16 protein-coding genes, 1 tRNA gene and 1 pseudogene are annotated in these 17,653 nt (G+C 58.6%); 11 read left to right on the top strand and 7 right to left on the bottom strand.

The features are described from left to right. Positions 1-62 precede the first annotated feature (62 nt). Positions 63-965: a polysaccharide deacetylase family protein gene (locus tag VI234_RS02650; RefSeq protein ID WP_336329164.1), complete on the top strand. Its 903-nt coding sequence runs from the start codon at positions 63-65 to the stop codon at positions 963-965. Here VI234_RS02650 and VI234_RS02645 read toward each other — a convergent pair. The 3 genes and pseudogenes from VI234_RS02645 to VI234_RS21260 all read right to left on the bottom strand — a co-directional run. Further along, positions 954-1,745: a cytidylyltransferase domain-containing protein gene (locus VI234_RS02645; RefSeq protein WP_336329163.1), complete on the bottom strand. Its 792-nt coding sequence runs from the start codon at positions 1,743-1,745 to the stop codon at positions 954-956. The two genes, VI234_RS02650 and VI234_RS02645, sit on opposite strands and share 12 nt — an antisense overlap. Before the next feature lie 67 nt (positions 1,746-1,812). Further along, positions 1,813-2,727 (bottom strand): hypothetical protein, encoded by a 915-nt coding sequence (locus VI234_RS02640; protein ID WP_336329162.1) that lies wholly within the window; start codon positions 2,725-2,727, stop codon positions 1,813-1,815. Positions 2,728-2,797: 70 nt separating this feature from the next. Next, a pseudogene (locus VI234_RS21260) lies at positions 2,798-2,983 on the bottom strand (hypothetical protein); the annotation flags it as partial. A gap of 527 nt (positions 2,984-3,510) precedes the next feature. On the opposite strand from VI234_RS21260, the gene VI234_RS02635 reads away from it, so the two are divergent. The 6 genes from VI234_RS02635 (at position 3,511) to VI234_RS02610 (ending at position 10,538) form a co-directional block, all read left to right on the top strand. Beyond that, on the top strand, positions 3,511-3,918 hold the full coding sequence (locus tag VI234_RS02635; protein WP_336329161.1) for a hypothetical protein: 408 nt from the start codon (positions 3,511-3,513) through the stop codon (positions 3,916-3,918). After that, on the top strand, positions 3,915-5,609 hold the full coding sequence (locus VI234_RS02630; RefSeq protein WP_336329160.1) for a hypothetical protein: 1,695 nt from the start codon (positions 3,915-3,917) through the stop codon (positions 5,607-5,609). The genes VI234_RS02635 and VI234_RS02630 overlap by 4 nt, the downstream gene beginning before the upstream one ends. Beyond that, the gene (locus tag VI234_RS02625) at positions 5,606-6,340 is read left to right on the top strand and encodes a hypothetical protein (protein ID WP_336329159.1); all 735 of its coding nucleotides are present in this window, start codon (positions 5,606-5,608) and stop codon (positions 6,338-6,340) included. Before VI234_RS02630 ends, VI234_RS02625 begins: the two co-directional genes overlap by 4 nt. Before the next feature lie 66 nt (positions 6,341-6,406). After that, the gene (locus VI234_RS02620; RefSeq protein ID WP_336329158.1) at positions 6,407-7,600 is read left to right on the top strand and encodes a hypothetical protein; all 1,194 of its coding nucleotides are present in this window, start codon (positions 6,407-6,409) and stop codon (positions 7,598-7,600) included. Between the two features lie 57 nt (positions 7,601-7,657). Continuing rightward, positions 7,658-9,478, top strand: a complete 1,821-nt coding sequence (locus VI234_RS02615) for an N-acetylneuraminate synthase family protein (RefSeq protein WP_336329157.1) — start codon at positions 7,658-7,660, stop codon at positions 9,476-9,478. A 61-nt stretch (positions 9,479-9,539) separates the two neighbouring features. Further along, positions 9,540-10,538, top strand: coding sequence for a PseG/SpsG family protein (locus VI234_RS02610; protein ID WP_336329156.1), 999 nt, complete (start codon positions 9,540-9,542; stop codon positions 10,536-10,538). 29 nt (positions 10,539-10,567) lie between these two features. Here VI234_RS02610 and VI234_RS02605 read toward each other — a convergent pair whose 3' ends face one another. Then, positions 10,568-11,557: an NAD-dependent epimerase/dehydratase family protein gene (locus tag VI234_RS02605; RefSeq protein ID WP_336329155.1), complete on the bottom strand. Its 990-nt coding sequence runs from the start codon at positions 11,555-11,557 to the stop codon at positions 10,568-10,570. 128 nt (positions 11,558-11,685) lie between these two features. Between VI234_RS02605 and VI234_RS02600 the strand changes: the two genes are divergently transcribed. The 3 genes from VI234_RS02600 to VI234_RS02590 all read left to right on the top strand — a co-directional run bounded on the left by VI234_RS02600 (position 11,686) and on the right by VI234_RS02590 (position 13,831). Further along, a complete protein-coding gene (locus VI234_RS02600; protein WP_336329154.1) occupies positions 11,686-12,960 on the top strand; it encodes a nucleotide sugar dehydrogenase in 1,275 nt (424 codons plus the stop codon). An 80-nt stretch (positions 12,961-13,040) separates the two neighbouring features. Then, a tRNA-Val gene (locus VI234_RS02595) sits at positions 13,041-13,165 on the top strand. A gap of 9 nt (positions 13,166-13,174) precedes the next feature. Continuing rightward, complete coding sequence (locus VI234_RS02590; protein ID WP_336329153.1) at positions 13,175-13,831, top strand: WbqC family protein; 657 nt, start codon at positions 13,175-13,177, stop codon at positions 13,829-13,831. On the opposite strand, the gene VI234_RS02585 is transcribed toward VI234_RS02590, so the two are convergent. Together VI234_RS02585 and VI234_RS02580 are read right to left on the bottom strand one after the other, a co-directional pair. Beyond that, complete coding sequence (locus VI234_RS02585; RefSeq protein ID WP_336329152.1) at positions 13,832-14,875, bottom strand: N-acetylneuraminate synthase family protein; 1,044 nt, start codon at positions 14,873-14,875, stop codon at positions 13,832-13,834. It abuts the gene before it with no gap. A 59-nt stretch (positions 14,876-14,934) separates the two neighbouring features. Further along, on the bottom strand, positions 14,935-15,618 hold the full coding sequence (locus VI234_RS02580) for a PIG-L deacetylase family protein (RefSeq protein ID WP_336329151.1): 684 nt from the start codon (positions 15,616-15,618) through the stop codon (positions 14,935-14,937). A 93-nt stretch (positions 15,619-15,711) separates the two neighbouring features. Here VI234_RS02580 and VI234_RS02575 point away from each other — a divergent pair, with 93 nt between their 5' ends. Beyond that, positions 15,712-16,422 carry a methionyl-tRNA formyltransferase gene (locus VI234_RS02575; protein WP_336329150.1) on the top strand — a complete coding sequence of 237 codons (711 nt, stop codon included), beginning with the start codon at positions 15,712-15,714 and terminating at the stop codon, positions 16,420-16,422. On the opposite strand, the gene VI234_RS02570 is transcribed toward VI234_RS02575, so the two are convergent. After that, entirely contained in the window at positions 16,405-17,607 is a 1,203-nt protein-coding gene (locus VI234_RS02570; protein WP_336329149.1) for a DegT/DnrJ/EryC1/StrS family aminotransferase, read from the bottom strand. The two genes, VI234_RS02575 and VI234_RS02570, sit on opposite strands and share 18 nt — an antisense overlap. Positions 17,608-17,653 lie beyond the last annotated feature (46 nt).

Here is a 17,653-nt window from a genome sequence, read left to right as displayed (position 1 = left end):
CCCGTGCCATTCTCGAGTGGCAACCGAAAGATACTGAACACTTTACGCGGAACGGGCGAGCGATGGGATCGCGGATCGACGAAAGTTACGTCTCGATCAACTTCGATTTCGAGCTGATCACCGGGTGGCGAGGACTGGTGGATTCGGCATACGAGGCCAAAGAACGGGAGATGTCCGACGTTCGTGGACGGATTCACGACCTGATCGACCGGTTCGAAACGGCTGGTGTCCCCGTCACGTGGAACACGGTCGGGCATCTGGCGCTTGAAGCCTGTGACGGCCACGAGTTCGACATCGAACGCGATCCCGAGACCGACAGATCGGACGCTGAGCTGTGGTACGCGCCTGATCTCGTCACACGACTGCTCGACGCGGACGCCGACTTCGAGATCGGCTCGCACAGTTTCTCGCACCCACAGTTCGATACCATCTCGCGCGACCGGGCGAGCTTCGAGTTTCGCCGGTCGAACGAGATCGCATCGACGCTCGGTGTCGAAATGCGGTCGTTCGTCTATCCACAAAACCGGGTTGGGCACACGGAACTTCTCGCCGACCACGGCTTCGACGTGGTCCGCAGGCACGTCCCCAGTTCCCGTTTCGAACAGGCTGAACGCGCCGCGCGGATCGTCACCGGATTCGACAATCCGTCGCCGACCCAGCCACGGGTCACAGCGGATGGTGTGGTCGAAATCCGGCCCTCGCTCTCGCTCGAAGCGTACAATCGGCCCAAAGAGGAGATTTTCACTCGTTCTCCGTTTCACAGGGGCTTCAAACGGTACCTGACGCATGGGCTGGAACGAACCGTCGACGAGGGTGGCGTATTCCACGTCCACGGTCATCCCGAAGCCTTTCGGCTCGACATGCCCGCACGCCGAATCGAACACCTGATCGAGGAGATCCAGCGGCTGGAAAGCGACGGGCTGGAAGTCGTCACGATGTCCGAAGTCGCGGCGCTATGTGCGTGAGTCTCGCGATCGGTCTGTCCCGTACCTGATGGGGGCCCCCGACCGAACCGCCTCGTCCGTCCCGTCGGGCTTGTGACCGTTGATATCGAGGAGTTCCGGATGCTGGTCGATTACGTCGACGACATCGAACAGCGACAGTGGCTCGCTCTCGTCTGGGAGCCGCTCGTAGACTGCCCTGGAGAACTGCAAGTCACAGGGATTGTCGACGGTCACACGGATCTCCGGCCGCCGGAGGACAGCCGGCGGATCGACCGTCTGAATCGTGAACGAACCCGGATTTTCGGTGATATACGACGTACTCGCTTCCCTTCTGTGACGTCTTTCACCCTCGTCGCGCGCCGTTCGCAGTGCATCGATCGAGACGACCTCAACCGGCGCACCGTGGGGGAGATCACGCGTAACGGCGAAATCTGCGCCCGCTCGTGTATGACTCTCGGCGAGTTCGGTCAGGTTCTCCCAGTACACGACTGGGTTCTCAGTCGTCGTCCTGACTACGGTGTCGGCCGCGACCGCCTCGGCCGCCTCGATGAGCCGATCGAGGACCCGTTCCGTGGAACCGACGACGTATTCGAGCCCGTGCGTGGTCGCGAAATCGACGTAACTCCGCTTGGACGGGGCGTCGCCGATCGCGAGGACGATCTCGTCGATCGCGTCCACGCGTTCGAGTTGGGCGACCAGATGCTCGAGAATCGGCCGCTCACCGACCTGCTGGAGCGGTTTACCGTACAATCGCGTCGACTCTGATCGACAGGGGAGCGTTGCGGCGACACGCGGAGCCATCGACCACTGATTACCCGGCCGCCGATTTAACGATTTCCGAAACCGGTGTCGACGAGCAGACGGTCCCTCACTTGTAACCGAGTGCTTCGAGACGTTCATTCCGTGTCCCGTCGTCGGCCGACCTGTCGTACTCGCCGGGAGAGTGAGTTTGTTCGTCGCTGGCCGTCGTTTCCCACCACGGCACATGACGGACAGGGGACCGCATATGCCAGGGTGGGTGTCCCCAGCGTCCGCCTTCTCCGAGGTAGTTCCCGTGGTCGGCCGTGACGACCACTGACGGTGCGTCGACGTTCTCCAGCAGTAGATCGAGATCGTCTAAAACAGGTCCGAGATTGTTTTCGTACGCCTCTGTCACCTCCTCTGCGTAGCCATTCTGTGCCGCTTCCCACTCGCCGCCCGCATCTCCTTTGCCCGGCTTCCCTTCGTACGGTACCCACCCACCGACGTGTTCGGACCGTTCGACGACCGACGGGAGGTGTGGCTGCATGTAGTGGACGATATACCTGTCCGCAACATCGTTTCGCATCGCCTCTATCGCTCGATCGGTGACCGGTCGCGGGAGGACGGTCTGGTACTCCTCGTCCCAGGCGTATCGCCACACGTCGTCGAGCAACGCGAGCCGATGCTTCGGTGCCCTGTCCGTGTGGGCGTTCGCAGTGATGTAGGCGGTTCGCTCGATCTCCGCATCCGTCGCCGCTTCGAACGTGCGCTGGATCCAGTGTGGTGACTGCGAACCGACACTGTAGACCCGTTCGGGCTCTCCCAACCCGATCGAATGTTCACTTGCACCCCGGGCACCGAGGTCGTACCGACACGCGTCGAGCACGACTGCTAGGTCCCAGTCGTGATCGTAGAGGTAGCGTCCGCAGACCGGAGTGACGATCTCACGCTCAACGTATCGAGTGACCTGCCGTTTGACCCAAGCGGCTGCCCGATCTGGCCGCCGGATCCCCTTGCTGACTGCGCTGTCTGGCAGTGTCATTACGGAGTTCCATCATCCCCCCGCAGAAATATGTATCGTGTGTGACTTTCAGTCGAGGTGTCGATTGTTCTTATCGACTGGATGTTATAAAACTACCTTGCTGAACGGATTTGACGAACGGATTATTTGAACACGAGAATGTTGTCCAAGCTTTTCCACCTTCTTTGAGTACGCAGTCAATTTCCGCCAGATGACTTTCAATATCTGCGGGTAATATATGTATGAAAACACTACGAAGAATCACCAAATCAAGATAATCGTCCGGGAATAGAGGTCAAACGTTTCGGAATTTAGATTTCCAGTTGGGTTATCTCTTCCATTATAAACATCCAAATAACTAAATTGATGATTAGTATCCGAGAATCGTTGTTGTAATGCATCGATTCGATTCTTTTGAATGTCCATACCGATGTATCTCCCCACTTTTACCAAATTCTAACGGACTTTTATTATGAGTTTTTGAATTCCCCAGCACGAAGTTTTTCAGTCGGTGATTTAATCTGAACCATTGTAGGGGTGTCCAGGGTGCCGTGTAAAAATTTTCGTTTGAACAACTCCTATTTTGCCGTCTAAGTGATTTCCCATCGACAAACTTAGACGATCTTCATCAGATTTTGAGCGATATTTTAGCCGAATTACTTATACGGCCGATATATGCGCCCAAATATATAATCTAGAATCCCTATATATTGACATATTTACGTATGATTGTCGTTTTTAGTTGTAGCCATAATGTTGGAGACGATAGTTCTATTACTCGGCCAAAGCAAGAGTGACTAACTGATGGATGTCGAAGAACACGACCGCATCGTCGTGGATGTCGATGGTGTACTCGCGCAGAAACACCCGGAAAAGGAGTACTCGGAGCTCACCCCGGACGCGGATGTCGTCGAGACGCTCAGGCGATATGACGAGGACGGCTTCTATATAATCCTCAACACCGCTCGGAATATGCGAACGTATGAGGGTCGGATGGGCAAGATCAACGCCGAGACAGCGCCGACACTCGTCGAGTGGCTCGACGAACACGATATTCCGTATGACGAGATCCACTATGGGAAACCGTGGTGTGGCCACGACGGCTTCTACATCGACGACAACGCGATCCGCCCCTCGGAGTTCGTCGAAAAGAGCCCGGCAGAGATCCGCGAGCTATTGAGTACGGCGACACGCCGCGAGACGGAACAATGACCGGGACGGGGCCCGCCACGCTTCTGATTCCGTCGGCCGTGCTGGTCCCAGACGAACTGAAACTCGAACTCGGGCCGATCCCGACCGGGATGATCCCGTTGCACGGGAAGCCGGCCATCGAACATATCGCCGACTCGTACGAAGCGGCCGATGACTGTCCGCCGACGCACAAAGTGATCGCGTGTGGCGAACAGAGCCAACAGATCGTGGAGTGGACCGAGCGCTCCGAGTACGACTGGGAGGTCGTCGATATCGGGTCGACGCGGTCCCTGGGAGCGACTGTCGGGCAGGCGCTCGGTACACTCGGCGAGGACCGACTCCGGGGGTCCCTGTTTGTCCAGTTCGCCGATACGCTGGTGTACCCGGCGTGCGCTCCTGCCGGGGAGGATTCGATCTGTTACGAGACGGCCGACCATCCGTTGCGATGGACGACGTTCGAGACGGGTCCCGATGGACGGATCTCGTCGATTTCGGAGAAGTTCACCGTGGAGGGTCGGAAGCGAACGAACACGTTCGTTGGCCAGTTTCAGTTGCAGGACCCGATCGGATATCACGAGGAACTGACTCGCGCCCTTGGCGGCGACACTGCAGCGAGCGGCGGTCTCGACCCGTTCTACGCGGCCCTGTTATCCTATCTCGACGCTGGATCGTACACGCTTCGTCAGCCGGACAACTGGATCGACGTCGGTCACTTGGACACGTATTACCGGGCGAAGACACAGTTTTTGAACACGAGGGAGTTCAACGAGATGCGGATCGACGAGCAACGGAATATCATCCGCAAGGAAAGCGACGACCCGGATATTCTCGGACCTGAGATCAGGTGGTACGACCGACTCCCGAAGGAGTTGAAGCCGTTCACGCCACAGGTGTTCGACTATTCGCTCGGACAGCCTACCACGGTCGATCTCGAATATATCGGCTACCCGACACTTAGTGACATCTATCTCTACGGTGATCACGGCATCCATATCTGGAAGGGCATCTTCCGCTCCCTGTTCGAGACGCTTGATGCGTTTGCAGAGCACAGCACGGGCGATCACTCGGCGATGGCTGACGCCCAGAGTGCGATCTACTACGACAAGACCGTCAATCGTCTCGAACGGTTGGCCGACGACGAACAGTTCGAACCGTTCTTCGATCGTTCGACCGTCACGATCAACGGGACCGAGTACGAGGGTCTCGATGTGATGCTCTCGTCGCTTCGATCGGACCTCAATGCGCTCGGCCTCTTGGATCCCGTCACACCGACTGTTATCCATGGGGATCTCTGCTTCGCCAACATCTTGTACGACGTTCGCACGTCGCTCCTGAAACTCATCGACCCACGGGGTTCGTTCGGTACCTACGATGTCTACGGCGACTCTCGATACGACCTCGCGAAACTCCTTCACAGTGTTGACGGCAACTACGAGTTCATCATCAACGACAGGTTCGATGTCACAGCGGAGCCACAGGCGGGTCGTATCGAGTACACGAAGTACACCGACCAGACGCACGACCAGCGCCGGGACCTCTTTCTCTCCATGCTCGAGTCCCACTACCCGGAGGAGATCGACCGTCTCTGGGGGATCGAAAGTCTGCTGTGGCTGAGTATGGTTCCGCTCCATGCCGACGAACCGGAGCGACAGTTTACCATGTTGGCACAGGGTATCGAGAAGTACAACCGCGTTTTCGGTGAGACCATATGAAGATCATCATCACGATGGCCGGTCGCGGAAGCCGGTTCAAGAACGAGGGTATCGAGACACTCAAACACCGACTGTACGTCCGTGACCGGACGATATTCAACTACTCACTCTCGTCGCTGTCGGCGTTTTTCGACGAGGAGTTCGTCTTCGCCACGCGTGCTGCTAACGACGACGGACCGTTCATCAGAGAGCAGTGTGCCGACCTCGGGATCGACGAGTTCGATATCGTCGAACTGGAGTCAGTCACCGACGGGCAGGCGACGACGGCCCTGGCGGCTGATCAGTACGTCGACGATGAGGATGCCATCGCGATCTACAATATCGACACCTACATCGAGGAAGGGACGCTCCGTCCGGCCGATATCGAGGGCGATGCCTGGATTCCGGTCTTTTCAGTGCCTGGAGACAAGTGGAGCTTCGTCGAGCGAGATCAGGACGGCACCGTCACAGCAGTCGCGGAGAAAGAGCGAATCTCCGACCTAGCGACGGTCGGGTTCTATCATTTCGCCACATGGCGGTCGTTCAAGGACGCGTACGCTGCGATGCGCGAGGCGGTCAAGGAAGAATACGGCGAGACCTATATCTGTCCGTTGTACTCGTGGCTCATCGACAACGGCGACCGGGTGACTGCCACCGAAATCGACGACGATTCGGTTCACGTTCTGGGCACACCGGAGGATGTGGTGGCGTTCGAACCGGCGTTCGCAAAGCGACACAACCTCGATCTGTAACGCGGCCTTGTTGTCGTTCGGTGCCACACCGTAACTTACTTCGACTGTACTCGAATTGGATCCACCATGATCGGTATCTCTATCTCCCTCTACGACAAGTTCGACGATCTCGGCGTTCTCCTCGACATCATCAGACACAACTGGGAAGACGAGTACTACGTGTCGGTCTGTTCGAACCATCCCGATGCGCCGACGAAAATCGAACCGTTCGAGGACGAGATTGATCATTTCGAACAGGGTGCGCAAATAGAGTATGACCCGTCGATGGAAGATCCACGGGGCGAGCAGAACCTCTATTACCGGATATACGACACGATTCGGCGCGCGGCGCGAGCAGCGATCAGCGCCGACGGCGTCGAGTACGTGTTTCATCTACACACGGACGCCTGGCCCCTCTCAGAATCGTCGCTCCAGTCGCTCGTTGAGGAGACTGCCGACCGGGACGCCGCCGTCGCGTTTCCGGCGAAAACGCACTCATTCCTGAAGCACTACCCGCCAGGGAGCTTCGGGGATCAGTACATCCTTTTCGATGCTGCGAAGGCGACCGAGGTGGACTTCTTCGAGCGTGAGCCACTTGACTTCCCGCCGACTCTGATCCACCAGATCCTCCCGATACTCTGCCTGGCGAAGTTCGGGTGGGGAGAACTCTATCACTACACGAATTGCTCGAACCGCCAGCACTGGGACGGGAAACCGAGCACCGAGATCCGCAACAGCTTTCGGCCGATGTTCTACGACCCGACGTTAGATTATCTCCACGTCGCAACCGAGGACTTCCGTGGTGACCTGGGGAAGTCACTCCAGGCACAGTACCTCGCTCGATACGGGATACGACACGGTGAGCGCGTCGAGCACCTTCGTTCGGAGCATGAACTCCCCGAGGACGTGCTCTCCGATCGACTCGACGCCTGGTTCGACGACCTCGACGACCGTCTCAAGTGGTACGGTGCCTCCGTCGACACGTTCGGGCGTGACATCAGAATCGTCCGGTCGTTCCTCGAGGCGGATTCCCGCCTCGAACAACTGAAACTGCTCGCACAGCACAAGACCAATGGGAGCCATGCACAGGAGGCTATCGTCTCGGTCTACGCGTGGCTGCGTTCGCTCGTCGCCGACAACACGTCCGAGGAGCCGTACCCGGTCGGGTACAACGTGTTTCCCGACCGTACCTTGCACGACCATTACCACTCGCTGCTCCACCCGGAGGATTTCCCCGCCGAGATTCGGGAGGCTGTCGACCGGAACTTCGGTGACGAGTGAGTCGCCACTACCAGCCCAGACACAATACTAAAGTCCACCTCGACAGGATGTGCGAGTATGGTAGATTTCGACGGTGAGACAACCGTCATCGCCGAGTTGGCGAACGCTCATCAGGGCAATCTCTCGACTGCTGTCGAAATGATCGAGCGCGTCGCGACGGCTGCCGACGCGGTCAAGATACAGGTGTTTTCGGCCGAAGACGTGGTCATCTCGTCGCATGAGGATCACGAACTTCTGGACGAACTGTCGCTCTCACATGACGATGTCGAACGTCTCGCCGATGTTGCACACGACCACGGTCTCGAGATTCTCGCCGATGTCGAAGGCCCCGACGGCATCTCCCGCGTCGAAGATGCCGATATCGACGGGTTCAAGATCCATAGCTCGGATCTCGCTCATCAGGCACTGCTCGAACGCGTCGCCGTGCTCGACAAGCCAATGATTCTCTCTGCCGGCGGTGTGACGCCGATCGAACTCCGAAAGGCGATCGAGACGATCGAAACGACCGCCTCGGTGCCACTGTCGCTGGTCTACGGCTTTCAGAACTATCCGACCGAACTCGAGGATACACATCTGCACCGCCTTCGCGAGCTTATCGACCGGTTCGACTACCCCGTCGGCTACACCAGCCACCTCGACGGTGGGACGGATCTCGCCACACAGCTCCCCGCCTGGGCCGTCGCTGCCGGTGCGTCGTTCGTCGAGGTTCACGTCACGCTGGATCGGGCCGAGGAAGGGATCGACTACTACTCCTCACTCGAACCGGCAGCGTTTGAGGAGATGGCAAATACCGTCGAGAAGGCCCAGACTGCCGTCGGGGAACGGACGATCGCCCTCTCAGAGAGCGAGCTATCGTACAGAAACTCCCACAAGAAGTGCGTGCTGGCGACCCGAAAGATAGAGCCCGGTGAACGGATCGAGCCCGACGATGTCACGGTTCGCCGGCCGGTCGACGACCCGGAACGAGCGTACAAATCGACGGACCCGGTCGTCGGTCAGACTGCGCGGACCGATATTCCCCGCTCACAGCCGATCGGTCGTCGCCATCTCACGCAACGGGTCGTCGCGACGCTGGCCTGTCGATCTGAGTCGACGCGTCTCTACGGCAAGCCACTGCAACTGCTGGGCGACAAGCCGATCATCGCGCATCAGGTCGATCAGCTCCGGGCGGTCGACGCGATCGACGAGGTTGTGCTGGCGATCAGCGACGCTCCCTCACAGACCGCCTACATCGACTTCGCAGAGTCACGAGACCTCCCGTACGTCGTTGGCTACCCGAAGAACGTTGTCGGTCGCCTTGTCGCCGCGGGCCGGGAGGCGGACGCGGATCTGGTCCTCCGATCGACAACCGAAAACCCGTTCTTGCACTACGGAATCGTCGACGACGTCGTCACCGCCGCACGGAACACACAGGCCGATCTGGTCGCACCACGCAAGCTTCCCTTCGGCTCGTTCGTCGAGGTGTTCGATCTCGCGGCACTCGCTGATGCGGACAGACTTGGCGACGATCGACATCGGAGCGAGCACGTTGCCTCGTTCCTGACCGAGAATCCAGAGTCGTTCGGCATCCTCGGTATCGAACCCGAGGACTCGCTCCAACGGCCCGACATCCGTTTGACCGTCGACAATCCGTCGGATCTCGTATTGGTGCGGCGGCTCTGGGAGCACGTCGGGTCGGCACGGAACCCGTACGATCTGGGTCGGATCATCGAACAACACGACGGGGCTGAACTGGGTAGCCTGAACGCCGACAAACCGGATGGCGAGACGCCAGATGTGATCGAAGACGCCTGGCACATTTACGGTGATCCGGACGATCGGATGCGTCTCGTCGAGAGCGTCGACGACCTCCCGACCGTCGAGGGAGAGGACGGATGAGACCGTACCTTCGTGCGACTTCCAGTCCAGTCGTCGTTTCGTTCGGAGGAGTGGGTGTCCAATGAACGTCGTTTTCAGAGCTGACGGCGGGACGGAGATCGGGTACGGACACCTCATGCGAGCGAGCGCTGTCGCGACTGTCTTGCTGGAGCGGGGCATCGACGTGACTGTTGCGACGACGACGCCGTCGGCCGTCCGGGAGAGCTTTCCCGATGGGACCGAGACCGTCTCGCTTCCCGACCGCAGTGATCCCGAACCCCTGTGCCAGTGGCTCGCAACGAACGACGCGGCTGTCGTGTACACCGACGCGTATCCCGTGCAAACGGACTACCAGCGCGAGATACGCACGCACGCCAAGCACGTCGCGTTCGAGGACTACGCGGCGTACCCGATCGCGGCCGACGCACTGATCAACAACAACCTCTACGCCAGCGGCCTCGATTACTCGTTTACCGGTCCGAAACCGGAGACGTACTTCGGACCGAAGTACGCGCTCCTGCGCGAACCGATCCGGCAGCTTACCGATCGGGAGCCACCACGCCGGGCAGTGCCAGAGCATGCAGTGGTCACCATGGGTGGTAGCGACACGACCGAGGAGACGCCATCGATCCTCCGAGCCTTCGACCGGTTCGACGGTCGTGTCGAAGCGATCGTCGGCCCCGGCTTCGATGAATCGCTCGAAGAGCGCGTCCGCACAACCGCAGCCGAAGTGGAGACTGAGGTTCGTGTCACCCGCGACCCCGACGATCTGGCCGATCGGCTCTTTGCCGCGGACTTCGCTGTTACGACGGCCAGCAGTACTACCTTCGAGCTGTTTGCGCTCGGCACGCCTGGCATCATCAAGCCAGTCGTCGATCATCAGGAGCGGATCGCGGACGAGATTTCGGACCGTGACCTCGGGATCGTCCTCGACAGGGACGCCGGAACCGATGCGTTTCGACGAGCGATCGAGCGATACGTGACCGACTCGTCACTTCGGGAGGAGAAACAGGATGCCGGCCGAGCGCTCGTCGACGGGCGTGGTGGCGTCCGAGTTGCGGACGCGATCGCCGGTCTGTGACCGATTCACCTCGGCGAGGTGATGTCGATTCAGTCGAACTTCGCGGTCCGCATCCACTCGATCGTCTCCTCGAGGCCGTCTCGTAACGTCGTCGTCGGCTCCCAGTCGAGTTCTGACTTCGCTTGGGAGATGTCCGGGATCCTCGTCTCGATATCGTCGAAATCGCTTCCGGTCGCTTCCTCTCGGGTGACGTACCGGGGCTCTCGTTGGTCGGCGTCGGCCAGTTCGAGAATGAGTTCGGCCAGCTCGCCGATTTCGGTCTGCTTGGTTCCGCCGAGGTTGTAGACCACATTCTCTCCTCGTGTCGTCTCCGACGCCCGTACGAGCCCTTCGACGAAGTCGTCGATGAAGGTGAAGCACCGGCTCTGAGTGCCGTCGCCGTAGACCGTCGGTCGATCACCGTCAAGCACCATATCGATGAACTTCGGAATCACGAACTTCGGCCGCTGGTACGGACCGTAGAGGTTGAACGGCCGAACGATCGTCGACGAAACGCCGAGATCGACCTCGCTGAACAGCTGGATCATGTGTTCACAGAGGCTCTTCGAGACCGCGTAGCTCCAGCGGGAGTTCCCGGGCGCACCGAGTACCTGATCGTCGTCCTCCGACCACGGGATGTTCGGGTTTTTGCCGTACACTTCGCTGGTGCTCGTGTAGACGAACCGCGTCCGCGACCCTCGAATCTGGTCAAGGAGGTACTTTGTCCCCGTGAAGTTCACCTCGAACGGATAGAGTGGGTCGGTCGGCTCGATATACCGGTCGACCCCGACGATTGCCGCCAGATGGAAGATTCGATCGTACGCGTTGGGCGTCGGAAAGAGCACGTTCTCGACGAAGTCCTCATGAATGACACTCCCGTGATGGTACTCGACTTGATCACCCACCAGGTGTTCGATCGCTGCCGGAGGATGGCGCTTGATGTCGACTGCGGTCACCTTGTGGCCGTCTTCGACGAGCCGTTGGACGAGGTGTTGACCGACGAACCCGGTCGCACCAGTGACGAGGATTCTCTCACTCATATGGTTGTCCTTGCGGTTGGTTCTATCGAACGTGGGGTAAAGGCTTCGTCTTGCCGATCGTCACGCCACTGCTGGTGCGAGCAAAATCAGATCATATATAACTACGTGGCGTTTGTGTGCCACTCAGGATGCGATCGAACGAATCCCTCGGCGTCGTCGGACTCGGTGAAGTTGGTTTGCGACTCGCTATCGCGTTTACCGACGCTGGATTCGACGTTCTCGGTGTCGATGTCGACGCTGAGCGGACGGCCGCTCTCAACCACGGCAGCTCATATATAAGTGATATCCCGGACACTGCGGTACAGTCGCTTACGGCGAACGGGTTCGAAGCAACGACCAAGTACGATCGGCTCACCGAGGTTTCTCACGTGGCAGTCTGTGTTCCGACACCGTTACAGAAGTCGGGCCAACCGGACATCTCCTATATAGTCTCTGCCACCGAGAGTCTCGCGGCGGTCATCGAGCCGGAGACGACCGTGATCATCGAGAGCACGGTCTACCCGACTGCGACCGAGCGAGCCGTCAGCGGTGTCTTCGAAGATGCGGGGTTTACCGTCGGTGAGGACGTCTTCCTGGCCAGTTCGCCGGAACGTGTCGACCCCGGTAACGACGCGTACTCGTTGACAGAGATTCCGAAGATCGTCGGTGGCGTCACACCCCAGTGTGGCGACCACGTCGAAGCGCTTTACGGCGAGGTGTTCGAGACGATCAAGCGGGTCGACTCATCGACTGAAGCCGAGATGGCCAAGATCCTCGAAAACACGTTCCGAAACGTCAACATCGCGCTCGTGAACGAACTCGCGAAGGTGGCAGACAACTTCGATATCGACTTCTGGCGCGTCATCGAGGCGGCGGAAACGAAGCCGTACGGCTTCATGCCGTTCTATCCCGGTCCGGGGCTGGGGGGTCACTGCATCCCCGTCGATCCGATGTACATCTCCTGGAAAGCGAAACAGGATGGGCTCAAGACGCCGCTGATCGACCTCGCGGACACCACCAACCGAGAGATGCCGTCGTACGTCGTTACCAGGATTATCGAGAGTCTCAACGACCGTGGTGTCCCCGTTCCCGATGCCGACGTGATGGTCCTCGGCGTGACGTACAAGCCGAACGTCGCCGATATCCGCAATTCACCGGCACTCGACATCATAGAAGAACTGGAGGCCCACGACGCTTCAATCTCGTTCCACGATCCGTACGTCGACACTGTCGAAGTTCATAACAACGGCACCTACGAATCGACTGCACTGACTGCCGAACGCCTCTCGGCGGCCGATTGTGTCGTCATCGCGACGGACCACTCGCAGTTCGACTTCGATTTCGTGGTCGAACACTCCGAGTTCGTGTTCGACACTCGAAACGCTACCGAGGGTCGATCGACGGCGACCATCGAACGGTTGTGAAGTGACGACGACGCGCCGTACCGGGCTTTCCCCGCTTGGAGAACGAAAGGCATATACCAGATTTAATCATATCCAACGATGGGGCGGTAGCTCGCAACCGCGGGAAGAGTAAGCGTTTCCGCCAAAGTACTGCGGTACGGCAAGAGCGCCCACTCACACTGGGAGTGCAACACTGCATGCCTGGGTTCGAATCCCAGCCGCTCCGTCAATAAAGATGAGTCGTGTGATGACGGTCTGGCAACCATTATATCTCCCTAAACTACATTATTTCGCGCGGTTGGCGAGGAGCGATGTTTTCGTCATCTTCGACGATGCCGAGTTTACACGCAGCTCTCGCCAACACAGGACCAAGATCGACTTTCAGAACTCCAAATGGTTGACTATCCCGGTCAAACGAAGCGACGACACGATGCGGATTAACGAGGCACCGCTTGATATGTCCCAAGACTGGATCAGCAAGCACACGGGCACACTTCAGGCGAAATACGGTGGTGGGGCGACGGACATACTCGGAGAATACTACGACCGAATCGACGACGATAGTCACTTGTCAGAGATCACGGTCCCGCTACTGAAACGATTGCTTGAGGCGTTCGATATCGATATCGAGATCTACCACTCGTCAACGCTCGATGTTCCATACAAAAAAGGCGAGCCATCGGTGTATAATGCCCGACTCACCGACCACTTCGACTGCGACACCTATTTTTGCGGGGCGAACGCGTACAACGCCTACTTGCGCGAAGAACCGTTCGAAGCACGTGACCTCGATATCCGGGTTCAAGATTGGAAATGTCCGTGGCCAGATGGTAACGTCATCGCACTGGACGCACTGTTTGGCACTGACGATCACCGACAGTATATCGAGTGACTATTCGAGATCGTCCCAGGTGATGCCGTCGTCCTTGTCGATGTCTCGCGCTGCCGTCCGACCGATGACTTCTTCGTAGTGTTTCGGTTCGAGACCCGGATCCTTCATCCCCGACGAGAGCAGGGCGACGTTGTCTTCGGTGAGTTGTTCGCCGGCCTCGATCGTTACCGTTGCGTGGACGTGCCGGCGGACGATATCGCCCTGTTCTTCTTCGAGGACTCGAATCTCTCCATCTCCGAGAGCCATTTCAGTTCTCCTGATCGCAGTCACCATCTCCGATAGCTCGTCCGGTTCCAGCGCGTAATCGTGGTCCGGCCCCGGCATGTCGTTGTCGAGTGTGAAGTGTTTCTCGACGACACTCCCCCCGACTGCAACGGCAGCGCTCGGTGCCGTCACCGGGTCGGTCGTATGATCGGAGAGCCCGGACAGCAGACCGAAGTCAGACTGGATTCGTTCGATCGCGCGGACGTTGATATCCGACAGATCGGTCGGGTACGCCGAGACACAGTGAAGCAACACCGTCGGGGGGCCGTCGATCGAATCGAGGAACTCGACAGCTTCTTCGATCTCCTCGTACGTGTGGGCACCGGCAGACAGAATCATCGGCTTTCCGATCTCGGCAACTGACTCTAGGAATGGGTAGTTGCTGAGGTTGAACGACTCGATCTTGAACATCGGGACGTAAGGGTCGAGTTCGTGTGCCGACTGTTCGTCGGAGGGCGTGGACATGAACAGGATGTCTTGTTCAACGGCCCGTTCGTGGAGTTCCGGGATCCACTCGTAGGGCATCTCGACCTCAGCCAACGTCTCATAGATCGACTTATCGCCTTCCATCTGGGGAATCGTCCCACTGTCTTCCACGAAGTGGCGTTCCGCGCGAAACGTCTGGAATTTCACAGCGTCGGCACCTGCTTCCGCTGCCGCATCGACCAGCTTTTTTGCCGTTTCGAGGTCACCGTTGTGGTTCGAGCCCGCTTCTGCGATGATGAACGTCTCCCCATCACCGATCGTCCCGCCGTCGAACGAAATTGTGTCCGATCGCATCAGTAATCAAAACCCATGGTAGCGGGGGTCTTTAGATCACCGGTACCCCGAGACGGTGCTTACCGGTGTACGGCGCGGAGTACTTCGAACGGCTCTGCTGCTGGCACTCCAGCTTTCGCCCCCCAGACCTGTGCGTTTTGTCGGATGATATCGACCGATCTCGGATGTGGTGGGTCACGGAGTTCTGTCTCGTACGTTCTGAGTGCCTCGAGCTTTGCTTCCAAATGGTCGCTCACGTCGATGTACATCTGGGGCTGAAAGCCATTCTCGACCGAGGGGACCGACCACTCACTCGAAGAGAGTGTTTCGAACGCTCGAACGCTCTCAATCGACGACTCCGGCAGGGGTCGTGTCGCCGTCACCGTCGCCCGGCACACCAGCTCGTGGTCGACGTTAAGATCTCCGTAGTGGTGTGTGTACACATGTGTCGGGTCGTGCTCTTCGATTTCTGTTTCGATCGCTTGGACGATGTCGAGTAACGGCATGGAATCGAATTGGTTGTCCGGAAACCCATGAACACTGACCTCGGCGACACCGATTTCATTGCAGGCCGCTTCGGCCCGACTTCGGCGTTGTTCAATCTCGTCGGTGGCCACTTGCTCGCCCGCATCGTACCTGGACGTGACACCGTCGGAGAGGATACAGACGACCACTCGGTCGCCAGCAGCGGCGTGGCGTGCGAGCGTTCCACCGACCCCCAGCACTTCGTCGTCAGGATGTGCGACGACACAGAGGACAGTCATACTGACAACAAACACTGCCAAGAGAATATACGTACCGTTCGACAGGTAGTGGCGAACCGTTACTGATTAACCACAGTCACTGGATTGTGCTGTATGGACGTGGTCTTTCTCGGCATCAACGATGTCGGTATGCGGATATACGAGTGGCTCTGTGACCGACCGAACGTGTCGGTGTTGTCGCTGGTCACGACGAAAGAGCAGCTAGAACTCGTCGAAAAACTGCAACCAGATCTGGTCGTCTCAGTCGGTTATGATCATCTCGTGCCGGATTCGATCCTTTCGATTCCCTCTGAAGGCTGTATCAATATGCACCCGGGCTATCTCCCACACAACCGCGGAAAGAGCGGGAACGTGTGGCCCCTCGTTGAGAACACGCCTGCCGGGGTAACACTTCACTACATGGACGCGGAGTTCGACACCGGCGAGATTATCGCCCAGCGGATGGTCGAGACAGACTTCACCGACACCGGAAAGACGCTGTATCGACGAATGGAGCGCGTCCAGTTCGAGTTGTTCACCGAGGTTTGGCCGAAAATCGCCAACGGAACCGTTGAGGCGACACCACAGTCCGCGGCGGCCAGTAGCTATCACAGTATCAATGATTTTCGATCACTCTGTGAAATCGACCCAGAGGCGACGTACGAAGCCAAGGAGCTTCTGGATATTCTCCGTGCACTTACCTTTCCGCCGTTCGATAACGCGCACCTCGAAGTCGACGGCGAGACCTATTACGTCGATGTCGAGATCCGTCAGGCGGACGAAAGTGACGCCGAAACTCCAGAAGGCCTACTCCGCTCGTACTGAGTCTGTGTGGTAGTCGTGGAGTCGCTTGACGGCTCGGACGACATCCTCGACATCTTCATCGTCCATCGCGGGATACAGTGGCAGTGAGACGAGCCTGTCGTATACCGTCTCAGTGTTCGGGTACTGGCCACGTTCGTACCCGTACTCCGACTGGAAGTACGTGTGGTAGTGGAGCGGGACGTAGTGGACCTGCACGTAGATGTCCTCGGCGTGCATCGCGTTGACGAACTCTTTCCGTGAACACCCGAACTTCGCGGTGATTTCGGCGGCGTACAGGTGGAACATCGGGTCGACGCCGTCGTCGACGACCGGCGTCTCAAGGCCTGGAATGTCCGTGAACGCCTGGTCGTATCGGGCGGTGATCTCCTGGCGTCGGCGCTTGAACTCCTCGATCCGGTCGAGTTGTTCGTACCCGAGTGCCGCTTGGAAGTCCGTGATGTTGAAGTTGTATCCCAGTCCTTCACTTATCTGATACCAGGGTTCGTCCTCGTGGCCGGGAACATCGTAGTTCATGTCGAACGAACGCAGTCTTTCAAGTTCGGCCGCGAGGTCGTCGTCATCGGTGACGACCATCCCGCCTTCGCCCGTGGTGATGTTTTTGACCGGATGGAAGCTGAACGTCGCAACGTCCCGCTGTGCGCCGATCTGCTCGCCCTCGTACTCCGTGCCAAGCGCGTGACAGCAGTCCCAGATGACTTGGAGGTCGTGCTCGTCGGCGATTGCGAGCAACTCTTCGATGTCACAGGGATGGCCCCCGTAGTGCATGGGGAGCAGTGCTACCGTCTCCGGCGTGATTGCGTCCCGAACGGCTGCCGGGTCAAGCGTTCGCGTCTCCGGGTCGATGTCGGCAAACACCGGTTTCGCACCCTGGTGGCAGGCCGGATATGTACTGGCCACGAAGGTCAAAGGTGTGGTCACGATCTCATCGCCCGGGCCAATATCCATCGCGGCACCGACGAGTTGTAGTGCAGTCGTCCCCGATGTCGTCGCGACAGCGTGGTCGACACCAATGTAGTCGGCCATCGCCTCCTCGAACGCTTCGACAGTGGGGCCACGAGAGATATAGTTCCCGTCTAGCCCATCCAGAACTGCGTCCTTGTCTCGCTGCTCAATCGTTTGACTCCCGTAACCCATCGGCTGGTCACGAACGGGGGTTCCCCCGTACAGTGCTGGTGTGTCTGTCATGTATCAGTCTCCAGAGAACGGCGCCGTCAGACATCGCTGGGTGTGC

Source organism: Haloarcula sp. CGMCC 1.2071 (assembly GCF_037078445.1).
GTDB classification, from domain to species: Archaea; Halobacteriota; Halobacteria; order Halobacteriales; family Haloarculaceae; genus Haloarcula; species Haloarcula amylolytica.
Note: the sequence above shows the minus strand (reverse complement) of the source record. Positions and strands in the feature narration are given on the sequence as shown.